The sequence below is a fragment of the uncultured Methylobacterium sp. genome, from assembly GCF_964251405.1.
GTDB lineage: Bacteria > Pseudomonadota > Alphaproteobacteria > Rhizobiales > Beijerinckiaceae > Methylobacterium.
In genome coordinates this window covers 1-17,013 of record NZ_CAXUJR010000044.1, presented here as the reverse complement: position 1 = coordinate 17,013, position 17,013 = coordinate 1, and the positions used below count along the sequence as shown (strand labels likewise).

Genomic DNA, 17,013 nt, shown 5'->3' with positions numbered 1-17,013 from the left:
GGCGCGCCGGGCTCGCCCATCTCCTGGACATGCCAGCGCAGGCCGGCCGCCTCGACGAAGCGGCTGGCGGCGCGGTTCGGCCAGTCGCCGCCGTCGCGCTCCCACAGGGGTCGGTCGCTGCGCGTGCTCATCGGGCCTCCTCGGACAGCGCCTTGACGGCACCGCTCACCTGCCCGGCATCGGCATAGGGCAGAGCGAGATAGCGGGCATCCATCGCGGCCGCGAGCCGCCGGGCGATCTCCTGGGGGCGCGGCGCGGTGTCGATGAAGATCGCCCGGATGCCGGTGGCCCTGAAGGCGGCCGCTGCGTTCAATGCGTCCGTCCCGGCCTGGGCGCGTCCAGGCTCACCGGAGCGGCCGACATTGGCACGCCCGTCGGTGAGCATCACCAGCACCGGTGTGCCCCCACCCCGGCGGACGCCAAGGGCGACCGCCGTGGCGACGTCGATGCCGCTCGCCAGCGGCGTTCCGCCGCCTCCCGGCAGGGCCGAGAGGCCGCGCTTGGCCCGCACCAGCGAGCGTGTCGGCGGCAGGATCAGCTCGGCGCCGCGCCCGCGGAACGCGACAAGGGCGACGCGGTCGCGGCGGATATAGGCCTCGGCGAGAAGGAGCTCGACGGCGCCCTTGGCCTCGGCCAGCCGCTCAAGGGCGGCCGAGCCGGATGCGTCGACGGCGAAGATGGTCGTGGTCTCGGTGCGCTGCTTGAAGCGGGTGATGCGAACGTCCTCGGGCCGGACGACGATGCGCCGCCCCTCCCCCGCCGCCCGGCGCAAGCGCTGCCAGGGGGCGGCAGCACGCAGGGTCTCGATCAGGTTGAGGCGGCCGCTGCGCGGATCGCCGGGACGGCTCCCGGCCGGACGCCCACTGCGGGGCGAGGCCGCCGAGGCTCCGATCCGCCCGGCTTTCGGCGCGCGCGGGCTTAGGCCGCCCTCGGCCAATTTCGCAAGGAGGCCCGCGGGTATCGCGGCATGCGCGGCTTCCACCACGCGCTCGTCGAGGCCGGCGGCAGACTGCGCCTCCCGCTCGGCTCGCGTCTCGGGAAGCGGATCGGATGGCTGCGCGGCGGCATCCTCCGCAGGATCCTGCGCGGGCTCCTCCGGTGATGGTTTACTCTCATCATTCGAGGGCGGCAGGCGCGTCGCGCGCGGCGCGAGGACGAGACGCGCCGCCTCGATCGTGTCGGCCTCCTCCACCTCCGCCCTCCCATCCAGGCCAGCGGCGATCCGGGCGATGCGGGCGGCCAGCAGCGGCCCGCGCAGGGAGAGCACGCCGAGAGCGGCGGCCACTTGGCAGAGGGTGGCAATGACGTCGTGGATGATCCCTCCCCCCTCTGCGGGGGAGAGTGGCCCTTGCGGCGGCGAGGGTTGGGAGAGGGCAGCACCGCCGTCGTCGAGGAGGTCGCGATCCCCTCTCCCGCCCCGCATCCGCCGGGCACCCTCCCCCGCAGAGGGAGGAGGGTCATGTGCCTCGACGTCACGCCATGCCACGTCCGTCAGGTCGATATGGAACGCCAGCCGCTCGGCCAGCACCTCGGGCGCTCGCTCCTCCTCGCCGATCCCCTCGTCGAGGAGGATGAGTCCGAACCGGGCCGGCCGGATCTCGGCCAGCCCGTCACGCTCCACGCGCACCGTGCCGGTGTCGAGGGCGGCGGCGAGGCGTGCGGCGGTCCCGGCGGGCAGGCGCTCGGCCATGGGCACCACGACGAGCCCGCCATCGGCCTCGGCCAGAAGTCCCCGCTGAGACACCGGCCGGCCGGCCGAGAGGGTGGCGGCGAGATCGAGCCCGCCGATCAGGCGGTCGTCGGCGATGCCGAGGGGAAGCCGCCGCACCTGGGCATCGACGGCCAGAAAGCCGCGAAGGGCTCCGAGCCATGCGTCCCGCACCGGTCCGGCCCCGGCTCTGACCAGCACGCCGCCGCATCCATGCGGGTCGGCGGCGATGAGGCGGGCGACGCGAACGGAGGCGCGCCACGGCGTCGCCGCGTCGATCCCTTCCCCCGCAGAAGGGGGAAAGCCGGCGCCGCCCGCATTCACTGCGAAAACACCTCCGCCACCGCACGCGCAACGCGTGCGGTGGAGCCCGATTCGTCGAGGGGGTTGCGACGCAGCCGATGGCGCAAGGCCGAGGGCGCGATGCGGACGAGGTGGTCGAGGCTCACGGTCTCGGCCCCCTCGAAGGCCGCGAGCGCCCGCGCCGTGCGCATCAGCGTCAGTTCCCCGCGAAGGCCGTCGGTGCCGAGCGCCAGGCACAAGCGCGCGGCGGATTCCAGGGTCTCGTCGGGCACGTCGAGGCCGGGCAAGCGAGCGCGGGCGGCGGTGAGCTGGGCCTGGATGGTGCGGTCGGCAGCCTCGTAGGAGGCGCAGAATTTTTCGGGATCGCGCTCGTAGGCGTCGCGCCGCCGGACCACGTCGATGCGGGTCGGCAGGTCGGTCGGCGTCGTGACTTCGACGGCGAGCCCGAATCGGTCGAGGAGCTGGGGCCGCAGCTCGCCCTCCTCCGGGTTGCCGCTACCCACGAGCACGAAGCGGGCGGGATGACGCACGCTGAGACCCTCGCGCTCGACGGTGTTCACGCCGCTTGCCGCCACGTCGAGCAACAAATCGACGAGGTGGTCGTCGAGGAGGTTGACCTCGTCGATGTAGAGAAAGCCGCGGTTGGCCCGGGCCAGCAGCCCCGGCTCGAACGCCTTCTCGCCGAGCGTCAGGGCACGCTCCAGATCGAGCGCCCCGACGACCCGGTCCTCGGTGGCGCCCAGCGGCAGGTCGACCACAGGCACGGGAACCAGATGCGCCTTGCGCTTTCCCGGCTGCTTCGCGCAATGCGGGCACTGCCCGGCGGGCTGGCCGGGATCGCAGCCATACGGGCAGCCGACCACCGCCTTCATCTTCGGCAGGAGGGCAGCGAGGCCCCGGATCGCCGTCGATTTGCCGGTCCCGCGATCGCCGAACACCAGAACGCCGCCGACCGAGGGGTCGACGGCGGCGATGAGCAGGGCCCGCTTCATCTCATCCTGCGCGACGATGGCCGAGAAGGGGAATGTGGTCACGCGGGGCTCGTTACTCGTGAGGCTCTCCTCCCCCTTGCGGGGAGGAGCTGGAGGTGGGGGCGGCTGGGCGACCCTCCGCCGAGGCCGGCGGAACCACCCCCACCCCTACCCCTCCCCGCAAGGGGGAGGGAAGAGCCACTTCGAGATGGACCTACTCCGCGGCCGCCCGCTGCACGCCCATCCGGCCCCAGATCGCGCTGAGCGCACCGACCAGATGCTCGATATCCGCGTCCGAATGCAGGGGCGACGGGGTGATGCGCAGGCGCTCGGTGCCGCGCGGGACGGTGGGATAGTTGATCGGCTGGACGTAGATGCCGAACTCGTCGAGCAGGGTGTCGCTGATCGCCTTGCATAGGACGGGATCGCCCACCATCACCGGGACGATGTGGCTGTCGTTGGGGAGATACGGGATGTCGGCGGCGTCGAGGCGAGCCCTCACCTGGGCGACGCGCTCCTGATGCCGGGCGCGCTCGACGCCGCTGGCCTTGAGGTGCTTGATGCTGGCGGCGGCGCCCGCGGCCACCGCCGGGGGCAGCGAGGTCGTGAAGATGAAGCCCGAGGCGAAGCTGCGGACGAAGTCGCACAGTTTCTCGGAGCCGGTGATGTAGCCGCCATGGACCGCGAAGGCCTTGCCGAGCGTGCCCTCGATGACGTCGAGGCGGTGGGCGAGTCCCTCGCGCTCGGAGATGCCGCCGCCGCGCTCACCATAGAGACCGACCGCGTGGACCTCGTCGAGATAGGTGAGCGCGCCGTGCGCCTCGGCCACGTCGCAGATCTCCGCGATCGGAGCGATGTCGCCGTCCATCGAGTAGACCGACTCGAAGGCCACGAGCTTCGGGCGGGACGGGTCGATCAGCCGGAGCTTGCGGTCGAGGTCCTCGGGGTCGTTGTGGCGGAAGATCTGGCGCTCGGCGCGGCTCGCCTTGATGCCCTCGATCATCGAGGCGTGGTTGCCCTCGTCCGAGAGGATGACGCAGCCCGGGAGCTTGCCGCCGAGCGTGCCGAGCGCGGCCCAGTTCGAGACGTAGCCGGAAGTGAAGAGCAGGGCCGATTCCTTGCGGTGCAGGTCGGCGAGTTCCTGTTCCAGGAGCACGTGGTAGTGGTTGGTGCCCGAGATGTTGCGGGTGCCGCCGGCGCCGGCGCCGCAGCGGTCGAGCGCCTCGTGCATCGCGCCCAGCACCTTTGGGTGCTGGCCCATGCCGAGATAGTCGTTCGAGCACCAGACCGTCACCGGGCGCTGGCCGGCGGGCGTATGGTGAGTCGCGTGGGGGAAGCGGCCCTGGTGACGCTCGAGATCCGTGAAGACGCGGTAGCGTCCCTCGCGATGGAGGCCAGCCAGTTCGTCACCGAAGAATTTCTCGTAATTCATGGCCGTCCCCTTCCCCGTCGGTTCGACCTTTTGCGGTCGAATGTGTCAACCTAGCTTGACGCTATCGCGTGACAATAATTCTAGATCAGGATTTTGCCAGCACTTTTTCACCGGAATCGCACATCGATTGCGAACGGTGTGTTTAGGCGGCGTCCCGGGAACAGACCGGCGCGGTCTCGGACCGGTTGACGGGCGCGGCGACGGCCTTCGTTCCGGGCAGACTCCAGTTCCACAGGGCCGCCGCGGGCAACGGCAGCATCAGGAACCAATGTTCCAGGGTGGCGAGGGCCATCATCGTCGTGAGGATCGTGAGGCCTACGATCTCACTGGGACGAACCGATCCGTCGATCGCCGCCGTGCCGATCACCACCACCAGGACGGTGCCCAGGGTGACCGAGAACGGAAACAGGAGGTTCATCGGCTTCTTGGTGAGGAAGCCAGCGAGATAGCTCAGGTGTTCGGGCAGGAACTCGGCGTTGAGGTTGCGCACGCCGAGGAACATGTTGAGCCTGGCCGAGAGGTTCATTCCCCACAGGATCAGGTAGGTCCACAGGGCGAAGCGGTTGGGCTCTCCCCAGGTCATGGCCAGGATGGCGACGCCCCCCGCCACGATCGCGGCCTCGTGCCAGAGGCTGGTCGCAGCCGCTGCCCGGAAGCGGGCAAACCCCGTCGCTCCCGGCGGGCAGCCGGTCGTGCGAGGGCCGGAGACGAAGCCCATGTAGTAGCTCATCTCCTGCCAGCCCCAGACCAGCAGGGCGCCGGTGAAGGCGGTGTAGGCCCCCGCCTCGCTGGCATCACCGGCGCTGTGGTGAATCGCCCACAGCGCCAGAACCAGAACCACCGTCCCCGCCGCCATGCTCCAGGCATGGGTATGGCGCGGCCTGAGATCGAGGAGCAGGATCAGCCCGGTGGAGAACCACCAGACCACGATCGCGTAGAGGGCAGGGACCGCATAGGCGCCCATCCTACCAGACCGGCTCGAGCCGGATCTCTTTGGGCATCGGGTTGTCGATGGTCGGCAGAGCGTAGAGACGGGCGAAGTTCACCGCCGAGGCGGCGATCCAGGCGCCGTGCTTGAGCTTGCCGATCAGGCCGCCCTGCGCCTTGGCATCCGCGATCTTGTTCGAGCACACCAGAAGCCGGTCGAGTGACTGCTTGAATTTCGGGTTGTCGAGGTCGAGGGTCAGGGGGAAGGTCTGCTTCGAGATGTCGGATGTGATCTTGAACACCTTGAAGTCGTACTCGGTCGGGTCGACTCCGAGCGCCTTGTGGAAGTGCGGCCGGCAATGGTCGCGCACGTACATCGTGGCGAACACCGCGAGCAGGAAGAACTTGATCCAGTAGCGGTTGAGGCCGGTGGTCAGCTTCGGGTTGGCGCGCATCAGCAGTGCGAAGGCCTCGCCGTGGCGGAACTCGTCGTTGCACCACTTCTCGAACCACTTGAAGATCGGATGGAAGCGCTTGTCGGGGTTCCTCTCGAGTTCGCGGAAGATCGTGATGTAGCGGGCGTAGCCGATCTTCTCGGAGAGATAGGTGGCGTAGAAGATGAACTTGGGCCGGAAGAAGGTGTATTTCTTGGACTTCGTGAGAAAGCCGAGGTCCACGCCGATCCCGAAGTCCTTGAGCACGTCGTTGATGAAGCCGGCGTGACGGGCCTCGTCGCGGCTCATGAGGCCGAACAACTCGCGGATGTCCGGGTTCTTGGCGCGCTTGCGCATCTCCGCGTAGAGCACGCAGCCGGAGAATTCGGCGGTGATCGAGGAGACGAGGAAGTCCATGAACTCCTTGCGCAGGTCCGGGTCGAGGCCCGACATGTCGATGTCGAACTCCTCGTTGCGCACGAAGTGGCGCTTGTTCGGATCCGCCTTCAGCTCGGCGATGAGCACGTTCCATTGCTCGCGCACCGGCTCGACGTCGGTGCGGTCGAGCTCCACGAAATCCGTGGTGTAGAAGCGAGGGCTGAGGAAGGTCGTCTCCTGAGCAGCCTTGGTGCCCTCATTGAGGGGAAATCTCGGCTTGATCCCCTTGGGAGCCTGGTGCTGGACGGACACGTTCACAGGCGCCTCCTCTCGGAAAAGCTGACTTCGTAGAGTTCGGTGAGCTCGAAATTGCCGGCGAGCTTGGTCCAGAGCCGCTCGATCGGCCCGGCGCGCGTCACGGTGGCGGTGCGCTGGACGACGATGCGCTCGCCGTAGGGCACCGAGGTCGGCGAATCGTGGACCTGGACCTCGTCGCCGGGTTCGATCTCGAAGGCGGCGTCGAGGGTGACGTGGGCGTGCAGGCTTTCCGGCGTCTGCTCGATCTCGACCGTGCAGGGCACCTCGACGACGCGGCGTCCCCAACTCATCATCGCGTGGCTCCCGCATCCGCGTGGGTCGCGGGCATGAGCCGGGCGAACGCCTGGGCGTTGGTCGGCCCGAAGGCGCCGAGATTGACCTTGCGTCCCGTGAGGGTGTCGTCGAGCTCCAGGCTTCCGTCGTCGAAGCGTGTGAGGCGGAAGGGCTTCTCGCGCGTCAGGCCCTCGCGCAGGCGGGACTGGGCGAAACCGCGCAGCGTGGCGCGGATGAAGTTGTCCTGGCCCTTCTCGACCGTGGCGACGAGGCGGCCTGTGCGGTCCTCGCGGATGGCGATCGAGCCGTCGGCCTCGTCGTCGGCGCGGATCTCCATCGCCTCGACCGCGCGCGCCGGCGCCATATGCGTGAGGCCGACGCCGCCTTCGCGGCCAACGAAGACGGCCAGTACGGCAAAGCCCAGGAGGCCCGCCGCACCACCTAGAAGCAGGCGCGGCATCCGCCCACCTTCCGTCTCGTCCCTCATCGTTCTCTCCCTAGCTCGCGGCTGCGAGGCGCGGTGGACGTGCCGCGCCAGGGCGCCGCGCAACGATCACCGGGCTTGCCGCCTCTTCTTGTTGTTCGAGCGTGGCGGCGATGGCCCGTGCCAGGATGGTTGCGACGTCCCCGGATTGCGGGATCGCGCGCAGCATCGGCTCGGGCCGGCTGACATGCCAGGGCCGTGCGTGCGGCCAGAGATGAACGTAGGCGACACGGTTGCCCGAACGCAACCGAATCGGAAGGTCGCCGCTGCCATCGCGGAAGCGGCGAAGTCCCGCATCCTCGATCAGGGCGAAGGGCAGGTTCAACGTCATCGGCAGCGCGATGCCGTAGCGCATGACCACGCGGCGGTTGGTGATGGTGTAGGTGGTGCTGCGCGCGGTGAGCCAGCCGATCAGGGCGAGCAGGCCGACGGCGCCCACGCCGAGGGCCACGGTCGGGCCGACGGTGATGGCGGCGGCGGCGAACTGTCCCTCCGCCACCATCGGCACGCCGGCCCACAGGACGAGGCCGACGAACCAGGCCCCGACGAGGCCGACATGGAGCGTCCGGAAGGTGATCCCGAAGGCGCAGGGGCGGCCCTGCCAGAGGATGTGCTCTCCGGCGGGCAAGGGGGCCGGCAGGCCCGGGGGGGCGTCGAAGGCGTTCGCGGGCAAGCTCATAGGATCGCCTCCTGGCGCTCGGGGGTTGCGTAGAGGACACCGCCGCCGAAGAAGGCCATGATCCGCTCCTCCTCGTACAGCGTGACCGAATCGGCATCCTTGGTGCCGGGGATGTCGGCGAACTGGTGCGCCAGCAGCGCCTCGGTCTGGACCATGCCGGAGAACAGGCCGAGCTTGCAGAAGGTGTTGGGCATCAGCACCCGGCGGCCGCCGCCGGCGAGCTCGACCTCGTAGTAGCGGATCATCGATTCGCCGCGATCGACCCAGAGGTCGGCGACGGTGCCGGCCACCTTCCGGTCGGCGCCGACCACGGAGCGCCCGAGCGGGTTCGGGCCTGATTCGTGGACGACGAAGTGGTGGGCGACGCGCAGCGGCACGATCCGATACTCGCCGTCCCAGGTGCGGTCGTGGTGGTCGTCGCGGTCGACGTAGGAGGCCGGGCCGATGGCGTCGTGGAGGCCATCGGTCTCGGGCTCCATCGGCGCGCCGGGCCAGATCTCGCGCTTGTTGCCGCGGTAGTTCCGCGCCGGCTGGGTGTCGGTCTGCGGCGCGGTCTTGATCTCGCCGTTCGACAGGTGGAACAGCTTCGGCGTCGGAATCAGGATCGGATCGGGACGCTTCAACCGCCCCGCGACCTCGTTCTCGAGGGGGTAGCCTTCGCGGCGGTCCTCCCGGCGCAGGTAGAAGACCAGGCCGGCAAAGAAGATCCAGAACGCGTACAGGACCACCTGCGCGACGTCGATATAGCCCGTGATCTCACCTCTTGGCATCGGACTTCCTCCCAGCTCTCTAGCGTGACGAATGGGTGTGGATGGCGGCCGGCAGGGCGAGCCCGCCCGGCCGGCGTAGGCTGGTGTCCCGCACCAGGGGGCCGATCGCCACGAGGGTCGCGAAGAGCAGCGCGATCTCGACGTGGTAGACGACGAGGTAGCCGGTGGCGGGGTCGTTCAGGGTCTCGCCCAGTGCTCCCGAGAGGGCGAGATGCGAGACGAGGTCGCGCAGGATGCCGCTCGCTGCGATCGCCAAGCCGGCGGCGCTCGCCTGGACCGCCCCCCAGGCACCGAGCGCAAGCCCGGTCTCTTCCGGGCCGGCCTTGGCCATCGAGGCGGTGAGCGTACCGTGGGCGAAGAGGCCGCCGCCGAGCCCGATCAGCAGGACGCCGGTGGCGAAGAGCTGAGCCGAGCCGAGTGGCGCGGCGAAGACCACCGCCGAGAAAGCGGCGATGCCCACCACCGTCCCCGAAGCCGCCACCCGGAAGGCGTCTCCGCCCCGGTTGAGCCAGCGGGCCGCGACGTAGAGGCCGATCCCGCCGCCGACCGCCAGCATGGCGGTGAGGGCCGTGGTCGTGGCCACCGGCAGGCGCAGGATCTGGCCGCCATAGGGTTCGAGCAGGATGTCCTGCATCGAGAAGGCCGCGGTGCCCAGGCCCGTCGCGACGAGGCGGCGCCGGGCGAGGCCGTTGCCGGCGTAGACCGCCCAGGAATCCGAGAATGTCGGACGTGGGGCGGCCTTGTCGGTGCGGGTGGGATCGCGGGCTTCCTGCTTCCACAGGGCAATGCCGTTCAGCGCGAGGGTGACGACCGCCGTCCCCTGGATCACCTGGATCAGCCGGAGGGGCGAGAAATTCGAGAGCGCCAGGCCGAAGACGACGGCGCTCACGACCATGCCCACGAGCAGCATGGCGAAGAGCAGGGCCACGACCCTGGGCCGGGCATGGGCCGGGGCGAGGTCGGTGGCCAGCGCGAGGCCCACCGTCTGGGTGGTGTGAAGGCCCGCCCCCACCATCACGAAGGCCAGTGCCGCCGCCACATGGCCCGGCCAGGTCGGTCCGGTGGTGTCGCCGGACAGGATCAGCAGGGCGAAGGGCATGATGGCGAGCCCGCCGAACTGCAGCAGCGTGCCGAACCAGATGTAGGGGACGCGCCGCCAGCCGAGCACCGAGCGATGGGTGTCGGACCGGAAGCCGACCAGCGCCCGCAGGGGCGCGAAGATGAGGGGCAGCGCGAGCATCACCGCGACGATCCAGGCCGGGACCTCGAGCTCGACGATCATGACGCGGTTGAGCGTGCCGATGAGCAGCACGGCGGCCATGCCGACGGTCACCTGGAACAGCGACAGCCGCAGCAGCCGGCCGAACGGAAGCTCCGGCGTCGCGGCATCCGCGAACGGCATGAACGGCATGATGCTCGGGCCGAGCCGCATCAGCGCGCGGGTGGTGAGGCCGCCCGCTTTCATCGGGCGAGCTCGATCGCGTTCGAGAGATAGAACCCGCTGTTGATGCGCTTCGTCCGATGAACCGAGAAGCCCTGGAGTACCGCCTCCTGCCCGATCCGGCGGCGCAGGGCGCTCTCGGTGATCGGCACGATGGCCGGCGCCCGGTCGCCGCGCGGGAACAGGCGGCCCGCCGTCCACATCAAGGTGAGGAGGGCCGTGCGCGGGGCCACCGTGAACACCACCGAGCCGTCCGTGCGCAGGCCGAGTTCGGCCAGCGCCCGCGTGATGTCGGCGGCGCTGTAGTGGATCAGCGAATCCATCGCGACGACGTGGTCGAAGCGGCCGAGCCACGGGTCGAGCATGTCGCCGACCCGGAAGTCGATGCGCTCGCCGCCCAGGATTTCGGCGCTGCGCTCCCTGGCGAGCCCGACGAGGGTCGGCGAGACGTCGATGGCCACCACCTCGGCACCGCGCCGCGCGGCCTCGACGCTGAGCGCGCCGGTGCCGCAGCCGGCATCCAGCACGCGCTTGCCGGTGAGGTCTTCGGGCAGCCACGACAGCAGGTTCGCCCGCATGGCGTCGCGCCCGGCCCGCACCGTGGCGCGGATCTTCGAGACCGGCGCGTCGGTCGTCAGGCGCGCCCAGGCATCGACCGCGGTACGGTCGAAGTAGGTGGTCAGTTGCGAGCGGCGCTCGGCGTAGGTGACGCTGGTCATCGGCCGGTCTCCGCCTAGTCGAACCCGAGGAACTCGAAGAGGTCGCGATCCTTCATCGGCATCGCCGAAAGGGGTTTGCCGCCGGCCCACAGGTGCGCGGCGAGGCGCATGTACTCGTCCGTCACCGCGATCAGCTCCGGGGTCGGCTCCATCTCGAACAGGGTCGACTTCTTGAGGCGCGAGCGCCGGACCACGTCGAGGTCGGGGAAGTGGGCGATGCGCTCCAGGCCGACCGCGGCGTTGAAACGGTCGATCTCGTCGGTCTTGGCCGAGCGGTTTGCGATGACGCCGCCGAGCCGGACGGGGTAGTTCTTCGACTTCGAGTGGATGGCCGCCACGATCCGGTTCATCGCGAAGATCGAGTCGAAGTCGTTGGCGGTGACGATGAGCGCCTGGTCGGCATGCTGGAGCGGCGAGGCGAAGCCGCCGCAGACCACGTCGCCGAGTACGTCGAAGATGACGACGTCGGTGTCTTCGAGCAGGTGATGCTCCTTGAGGAGCTTCACGGTCTGGCCGACGACGTAGCCGCCGCAGCCGGTGCCGGCGGGGGGCCCGCCAGCCTCGACGCACATGACGCCGTTATAGCCCTCGGCCACGAAGTCCTCGATGCGCAGTTCCTCGGAGTGGAACTGCACGGCTTCGAGCGCATCGATCACCGTGGGGGCGAGGCGCTTCGTCAGCGTGAAGGTCGAGTCGTGCTTGGGGTCGCAGCCGATCTGCAGCACCCGCTTGCCGAGCTTGGAGAAGGCCACCGACAAGTTCGACGAGGTCGTCGACTTGCCGATCCCGCCCTTGCCGTAGACGGCGAAGACCTTGGCGGTGCCGATCTTGAGGGTCGGGTCGAGCTCGACCTGAAGGCTGCCCTCTTCGCGGCGGCTGGCGACGGGGTTCCTGATGGCGATGTTCATGCTGCAACCCCTGTGGTGATGCCTTCGAGCCGGTCTTCGAGTTCCTCCTCGGCACGGTCGAGCGCATCGCGCGTCTCCGCATCGGGGGTCCAGAAGCCGCGCTGGTGTGCTTCGATCAGTCTTTGGGCGACCTTAGCCGACGCCGTCGGGTTCAGCGCCGCCATGCGCGCGCGCATCTCCGGGTCGAGGACGTAGGTCTCGGTGATGCGCTGGTAGACCCATGGGGCGACCGCGTTCGAGGTCGCGGACCAGCCCATGGTGTTGGTGAGGTGCGCCTCGATCTGGCGCACGCCCTCGTAGCCGTGCCCGAGCATGCCCTCGGTCCATTTCGGGTTGAGCATGCGGGTACGGGTCTCGAGCGAGACCTGCTCGGAGAGCGAGCGCACGACGCCCTCGCCGCGGGTCTGGTCGCTGATGAAGATCGGCACGGCCTCGCCCTTGGCCTTGGCCACCGCCCGGCCCATGCCGCCGAGCCCGTCGAAGTAGTGGTCGACGCTCGTGACGCCGACCTCGACCGAGTCGAGGTTCTGGTAGGCGAGGTCGACCTTGGCGAGAACGCTCGCCATCAAGGCGCGCTGCGGCGCCGGCTTTCCGGTGCGGCCGTAGGCGAAGGACTTGCGGCGCGAGAAGGTCTCGGAGATCTCGTCCTCGTCCTCCCAGCGGCCGGATTCGACGAGGTTGTTGACGTTGGCGCCGTAGGTGCCCTCGGCGTTCGAGAACACCCGCAGTGCCGCCGTCTCGATATCGATGCCGTGCTCCTCCATGTGGGCGAGCGCGTGCTTGCGGACGAAGTTCTGGTCCGACGGCTCGTCGGCGATCGCGGCGAGGTAGGAGGCTTCGGCCAGGAGCTTCGTCTGCAGGGGCAGCAGGTCGCGGAAGATGCCCGACAGGGTGACGACGACGTCGATGCGGGGGCGCCCGAGGGTTTCAAGGGGGATCAGCGATGCGCCGCAGAGGCGGCCGTAGCCGTCGAAGCGGGGCGCCGCGCCGATCAGCGCGAGTGCCTGGGCGATCGGGCCGCCCTCGCTCTTGAGGTTGTCGGTTCCCCACAGCACCAGGGCGATGCTCTCCGGGACCGGAGCGCCCTCGTCGCGGTAGCGGGCGAGGATGCGGGCCGACTGCCGCGTGCCGTCGGCCACCGCGAAGGCGGAGGGCAGGCGGTAGGGGTCGAAGCCGTGGAGGTTGCGGCCGGTGGGCAGGACGGAGGGATTGCGCAGCAGGTCGCCGCCGGCCACCGGCCGGATGAACCGGCCGTCGAGCGCCCTGAGCAGGGCCGGCACCTCGTGGTCCTGCGCCAGCAGGGCGTCGGTTCCGCGCAAGGCCGCGAAGGCGGCACGGTGGGTCTCGTCGAGAGGCAGGCCCGCCGCCGTCAGCGCCGTATCGATAGGCTCGCCGGCGACCAGGGCTTCGATGCCCGCCCGCTCGGGCAGGAGGCCGTTCGAGGCTTCGGCGAGCGCCAGGAGCATGTCGACCCGCTCCTCGGCCGGGGTGCCCTGCCCGACCACATGCATCCCGTGCGGGATCAGGGTGTGCTCGAGTTCGGTGACCGCCAGCCCCAGCGTCAGGACCTTCGCGCCGAGGTCGTCGTCCCAGGCCGGCTCGGCGGCCACGAGGTCGAGGGCGGCGGCCTGGACCTGGATCAGGTCGGCGAGATCGCGTCGCTCGCCCGTCGCTTCGGGCTCCAGGCCGCGCCAACGCTCGATCGAGGCCTTGAGGTCGATGAGGCCGCGATAGAGGCCGGCCTGAGCGAGGCTCGGAGTCAGGTAGCTCACCATGGTGGCGGCCGAGCGCCGTTTGGCGATCATGCCCTCCGAGGGGTTGTTGGCGGCGTAGAGATAGATGTTCGGCAGCGACCCGATCAGACGCTCGGGCCAGCACGCCTCGGATAGGCCGGTCTGCTTGCCGGGCATGAATTCGAGCGCCCCGTGGGTGCCGAAATGCAGCACCGCGTCGGCCCGGAAATCCTCGCGCAGGTAGCGGTAGAAGGCCGAGAACGCGTGGGTCGGCGCGAAGCCGCGCTCGAACAGCAGGCGCATCGGGTCGCCCTCGTAGCCGAAGCCCGGCTGGACCCCGACGAAGACGTTGCCGAACTGGGCCCCGAGCACGAACAGGGTCGAGCCGTTGCTGTTCTGGCGCCCCGGTGCGGGACCCCATTGCGCCTCGATCTCGGCGAGATGCCGCTCGCGCCGGACATGGTCGTCGGCGGCGATGCGGTGGTGGACGTTGGCGGGCATGCCGTAGCGGGCGGCGTTGCCGGCGAGCACGGCGTTGCGCAGGTCGTCGACGCTCTGCGGGACCTCGACGTCGTAGCCGTCGGCGGCGAGCGCGATCAGGGTGTTGTGGAGCGACTGGTAGACCGACAGGAAGGCGGCGGTGCCGATGCTGCCGGCATTGGGCGGGAAGCCGAACAGCACGATGGCGACCCGGCGGGCGGCCTTGGCCTTCCGGCGCAGGGACACCAGGCGCTCGACGCGGGCAGCCAGGGTGTCGGCCCGCTCGGGGTGGACGCGCATGTCGCGGGCGGTCTCGCCCAGCGAGCGGGAGGAGCGGCCGCCGAACACCATCGGCGCGGTTGCGCCGTCGAGCTCGGGGATCGCCACCATCATGGTGGCCTCCACCGGGGAGAGGCCGCGGTCGGACGCCTCCCATTGCTCGAGGGTCTGGAACTCGAGGGCGTGGGCGGCGAGGTACGGCACGTCGAGCTCGGCGAGCACCGTTTCGGCCGCCGCCGCGTCGTTGTAAGCGGGGCCGCCGACGAGCGAGAACCCGGTGAGCGAGACGACGGCGTCCACGGTCGGGCGGCCGTCGCGGCGGAAGAAGGCGTCTACCGCCGAGCGGTTGTCGAGGCCGCAGGCGAAGGCCGGCACGACCGCGAGCCCACGCCCTTCGAGCGCGGCGATGACGCCGTCGTAGTGCCCGGTATTCCCGGCGAGCACGTAGGAGCGCATGACGAGCAGCCCGACCCGACCCTTGACCGGGCCGGTGGGCGCGGGAAGCTTTGCCGCGTTCTCACCGATGCGGCCGGCCATGCGCGGGTGGTAGAGGCCGGTCTCGGGGTAGCTGAGCGGTGCCGGGGCGGCGGCGATCTCGCGCCAGGCCAGCCGCGGGCCGGCGGCATACCGGCCGACGAGGAAGCGCACGAGATTGGCGATGTTCTCGTCGGAGCCCGAAAGCCAGTACTGCAGGGTGAGGAAATAGGCCCGCACGTCCTGTGCGGCGCCTGGGATGAAGCGAAGGATCTTCGGCAACTTCCGGATCATCGCCATCTGGCGGGCGCCGTTGCCCTGGGCGCCGGGCTTGCCGCGTAGCTTCTTCAGGAAATCGAGGGCGCTACGCTTCGAGCCATCCATGTCGAAGCGGTTGAGCCGCGTGGTCTTGGCGATCTCGGAAGCCGAGAGGCAGCCGATCATCGCATCGCAATGCGGGCGCCGGTCGAGCAGGGTCGGCAGGATGGCGCGGACGTGCTCGTCCATGAACAGCATGGTCGAGAGCACGATGTCGGCCCTGCCGATGTCGGCCTTGCACTCGGCCAGGGCGTTCGCGCTGGTGTCCCACTCGGCCGCCGCGTGGAAGTCGAGGGTGAGGCCGGGCAATTCGACGCGCAGGCGTTGGCGGGCGCGCTCGAGGGCACTCGCCATGTGGTTGTCCATCGTCACGATGACGATGCGGAGCGCGGGGCGCTCAGCGACCGAAATGCGCTTTGGCATCGTACAACGTCTCGACGGTGATGAGGGGGAGAGCGCGCTCGCGGGCGAAGCGCTCGGTGTTCGCGCGGGCCTTGCCGCGCACGAAGAACGGGATCTTCTTCAGTTCCTTCTCGGCGGCGGCGTCCCACAGGGAGACGACGACCGGGTCCTTGGTGGTCAGCGGTGTGTTGGTGTTCTGCGGCAGGGGCAACGAGGCGGCCGCTGCGCTCTCGATGGCCGGCTCGGCCTGCACGGAAGCCGCAACCACGGTCCCGCCATGCCGGCCGAGATGCGAAGGCGCGGCATCGGCATGGAATTCGGAATCCTCGCGGAACATGCCGATGAGGTGTTCTTCCAGCCCCATCATCAGGGGGTGGACGAGGGTGTCGAACAGGACGTTGGCGCCCTCGAAACCCATCTGCGGCGAGTGGCGGGCCGGGAAGTCCTGGACGTGGATCGGGGCTGAGATCACCGCGCAGGGCACGCCGAGCCGCTTGGCGATGTGGCGCTCCATCTGCGTGCCGAGCACGAGTTCGGGCTGCGCCGCCTGGATCGCCGCCTCGACGTCGAGGTAGTCGTCGCAGATCAGGGCCTCGACGCCGTGCAACTCGGCCTCGGCCCGGACCTCGCGGGCGAACTCGCGGGAATAGGTCCCGAGACCCACCACTTTGAAGCCGATCTCGGTGGCGGCGACCCGCGCGAGGGCGAGCGCATGGGTGGCGTCGCCGAAGATGAAGACGCGCTTGCCCGTGATGTAGGTCGAATCGACCGAGCGCGAGTACCAGGGCAGCCGCGACGGCGCTCCGGCGAGCACCGGTGAGGGATCGATCCCGGCCAAAGCCGAGACTTCCTCGATGAAGCGGACAGTGGCCTTCACGCCGATCGGCACCGTCTCCACCATCGGTTGCCCGAAGGTCTTCTGGAGGTACTGCCCGGCGGCCCGGGCGATCTCCGGGTAGAGCACCACGTTGAAGTCCGCCTCGCCGAGCCGGCGGAGGTCCGAGGGCGAGGCGCCGAGCGGGGCGACCACGTTCACGTCGATCCCGAGCCGTTCGAGCAGGCTCCTGATCTCGACGAGGTCGTCGCGGTGGCGGAAGCCCAGGGCCGTGGGGCCGAGCAGGTTACAAAGGGGGCGCCGACCGTCTTCGCTCTCGCGTGCGGTCCTCGATGCGGGCGCCGGTCCAGACAGCGCGCGCACCAATCGGTAGAAGGTCTCCGAGGCGCCCCAGTTCTCTTTTTTCTGATAGGCCGGCAGTTCAAGCGGGATCACCGGGATCGGCAGGTTCAGCGCTTTGGCAAGCCCTCCCGGATCGTCCTGGATCAACTCGGCCGTGCACGAGGCTCCGACGATCATCGCCTCCGGCTGAAAGCGCTCATAGGCCGCCGCCACCGCGTCCTGGAAGATCGCGGCGGTGTCCGAGCCGAGGTCGCGGGCCTGGAAGGTGGTGTAGGTGACCGGCGGGCGGGCATCGCGCCGCTCGATCATCGTGAAGAGCAGGTCGGCGTAGGTGTCGCCCTGCGGCGCGTGCAGCACGTAGTGGAGGCCGCGCATCGCGGTGGCGACCCGCATGGCGCCGATATG

14 protein-coding genes and 1 pseudogene are annotated in these 17,013 nt (G+C 69.7%); all 15 read right to left on the bottom strand.

Annotation, left to right across the window (positions count from 1 at the left end; all coding sequences use genetic code 11):
* Positions 1 to 131: pseudogene (locus ACFE7U_RS10050) on the bottom strand (alpha/beta hydrolase); the annotation flags it as partial.
* Positions 128 to 1,987 carry a magnesium chelatase subunit D gene (locus ACFE7U_RS10045; protein ID WP_375409591.1) on the bottom strand — a complete coding sequence of 620 codons (1,860 nt, stop codon included), beginning with the start codon at positions 1,985 to 1,987 and terminating at the stop codon, positions 128 to 130. The gene ACFE7U_RS10045 and the pseudogene ACFE7U_RS10050, both read right to left, overlap by 4 nt.
* Positions 1,988 to 2,028: 41 nt before the next feature.
* The gene (gene bchI, locus ACFE7U_RS10040) at positions 2,029 to 3,045 is read right to left on the bottom strand and encodes a magnesium chelatase ATPase subunit I (protein ID WP_375409578.1); all 1,017 of its coding nucleotides are present in this window, start codon (positions 3,043 to 3,045) and stop codon (positions 2,029 to 2,031) included.
* A gap of 151 nt (positions 3,046 to 3,196) precedes the next feature.
* Positions 3,197 to 4,414: a 5-aminolevulinate synthase gene (gene hemA / locus ACFE7U_RS10035; RefSeq protein WP_375409577.1), complete on the bottom strand. Its 1,218-nt coding sequence runs from the start codon at positions 4,412 to 4,414 to the stop codon at positions 3,197 to 3,199.
* Between the two features lie 142 nt (positions 4,415 to 4,556).
* Complete coding sequence (gene puhE / locus ACFE7U_RS10030; protein WP_375409576.1) at positions 4,557 to 5,378, bottom strand: putative photosynthetic complex assembly protein PuhE; 822 nt, start codon at positions 5,376 to 5,378, stop codon at positions 4,557 to 4,559.
* A 1-nt stretch (position 5,379) separates the two neighbouring features.
* Positions 5,380 to 6,471, bottom strand: a complete 1,092-nt coding sequence (acsF, locus tag ACFE7U_RS10025; RefSeq protein ID WP_375409575.1) for a magnesium-protoporphyrin IX monomethyl ester (oxidative) cyclase — start codon at positions 6,469 to 6,471, stop codon at positions 5,380 to 5,382.
* Positions 6,468 to 6,761 (bottom strand): hypothetical protein, encoded by a 294-nt coding sequence (locus tag ACFE7U_RS10020; protein WP_375409590.1) that lies wholly within the window; start codon positions 6,759 to 6,761, stop codon positions 6,468 to 6,470. Before ACFE7U_RS10020 ends, acsF begins: the two co-directional genes overlap by 4 nt.
* The gene (gene puhC, locus ACFE7U_RS10015; RefSeq protein ID WP_375409574.1) at positions 6,761 to 7,231 is read right to left on the bottom strand and encodes a photosynthetic complex assembly protein PuhC; all 471 of its coding nucleotides are present in this window, start codon (positions 7,229 to 7,231) and stop codon (positions 6,761 to 6,763) included. The genes ACFE7U_RS10020 and puhC overlap by 1 nt, the downstream gene beginning before the upstream one ends.
* Positions 7,232 to 7,241: 10 nt before the next feature.
* Complete coding sequence (puhB, locus tag ACFE7U_RS10010; protein WP_375409573.1) at positions 7,242 to 7,907, bottom strand: photosynthetic complex putative assembly protein PuhB; 666 nt, start codon at positions 7,905 to 7,907, stop codon at positions 7,242 to 7,244.
* Positions 7,904 to 8,677, bottom strand: coding sequence for a photosynthetic reaction center subunit H (gene puhA, locus ACFE7U_RS10005; protein WP_375409572.1), 774 nt, complete (start codon positions 8,675 to 8,677; stop codon positions 7,904 to 7,906). Before puhA ends, puhB begins: the two co-directional genes overlap by 4 nt.
* 19 nt (positions 8,678 to 8,696) lie before the next feature.
* Positions 8,697 to 10,142, bottom strand: coding sequence for a BCD family MFS transporter (locus ACFE7U_RS10000; protein WP_375409571.1), 1,446 nt, complete (start codon positions 10,140 to 10,142; stop codon positions 8,697 to 8,699).
* The gene (gene bchM / locus ACFE7U_RS09995; protein ID WP_375409570.1) at positions 10,139 to 10,837 is read right to left on the bottom strand and encodes a magnesium protoporphyrin IX methyltransferase; all 699 of its coding nucleotides are present in this window, start codon (positions 10,835 to 10,837) and stop codon (positions 10,139 to 10,141) included. Before bchM ends, ACFE7U_RS10000 begins: the two co-directional genes overlap by 4 nt.
* A gap of 14 nt (positions 10,838 to 10,851) precedes the next feature.
* The gene (gene bchL, locus ACFE7U_RS09990) at positions 10,852 to 11,745 is read right to left on the bottom strand and encodes a ferredoxin:protochlorophyllide reductase (ATP-dependent) iron-sulfur ATP-binding protein (protein ID WP_375409569.1); all 894 of its coding nucleotides are present in this window, start codon (positions 11,743 to 11,745) and stop codon (positions 10,852 to 10,854) included.
* Positions 11,742 to 15,452, bottom strand: a complete 3,711-nt coding sequence (locus tag ACFE7U_RS09985; protein WP_375409568.1) for a magnesium chelatase subunit H — start codon at positions 15,450 to 15,452, stop codon at positions 11,742 to 11,744. The genes bchL and ACFE7U_RS09985 overlap by 4 nt, the downstream gene beginning before the upstream one ends.
* On the bottom strand, positions 15,427 to 17,013 hold a 1,587-nt coding region (gene bchB, locus ACFE7U_RS09980; RefSeq protein ID WP_375409567.1), incomplete at its 5' end, for a ferredoxin:protochlorophyllide reductase (ATP-dependent) subunit B. The genes ACFE7U_RS09985 and bchB, both read right to left, overlap by 26 nt.

What these genes read in the sequence shown, in the direction of transcription:
- hemA (WP_375409577.1), bottom strand. Translation starts at nt 4,414, where the DNA reads ATGAATTACGAGAAATTCTTCGGTGACGAACTGGCTGGCCTCCATCGC.
- puhE (WP_375409576.1), bottom strand. Translation starts at nt 5,378, where the DNA reads ATGGGCGCCTATGCGGTCCCTGCCCTCTACGCGATCGTGGTCTGGTGG.
- ACFE7U_RS10020 (WP_375409590.1), bottom strand. Translation starts at nt 6,761, where the DNA reads ATGAGTTGGGGACGCCGCGTCGTCGAGGTGCCCTGCACGGTCGAGATC.
- puhC (WP_375409574.1), bottom strand. Translation starts at nt 7,231, where the DNA reads ATGAGGGACGAGACGGAAGGTGGGCGGATGCCGCGCCTGCTTCTAGGT.
- puhB (WP_375409573.1), bottom strand. Translation starts at nt 7,907, where the DNA reads ATGAGCTTGCCCGCGAACGCCTTCGACGCCCCCCCGGGCCTGCCGGCC.
- puhA (WP_375409572.1), bottom strand. Translation starts at nt 8,677, where the DNA reads ATGCCAAGAGGTGAGATCACGGGCTATATCGACGTCGCGCAGGTGGTC.
- ACFE7U_RS10000 (WP_375409571.1), bottom strand. Translation starts at nt 10,142, where the DNA reads ATGAAAGCGGGCGGCCTCACCACCCGCGCGCTGATGCGGCTCGGCCCG.
- bchM (WP_375409570.1), bottom strand. Translation starts at nt 10,837, where the DNA reads ATGACCAGCGTCACCTACGCCGAGCGCCGCTCGCAACTGACCACCTAC.
- bchL (WP_375409569.1), bottom strand. Translation starts at nt 11,745, where the DNA reads ATGAACATCGCCATCAGGAACCCCGTCGCCAGCCGCCGCGAAGAGGGC.
- ACFE7U_RS09985 (WP_375409568.1), bottom strand. Translation starts at nt 15,452, where the DNA reads ATGCCAAAGCGCATTTCGGTCGCTGAGCGCCCCGCGCTCCGCATCGTC.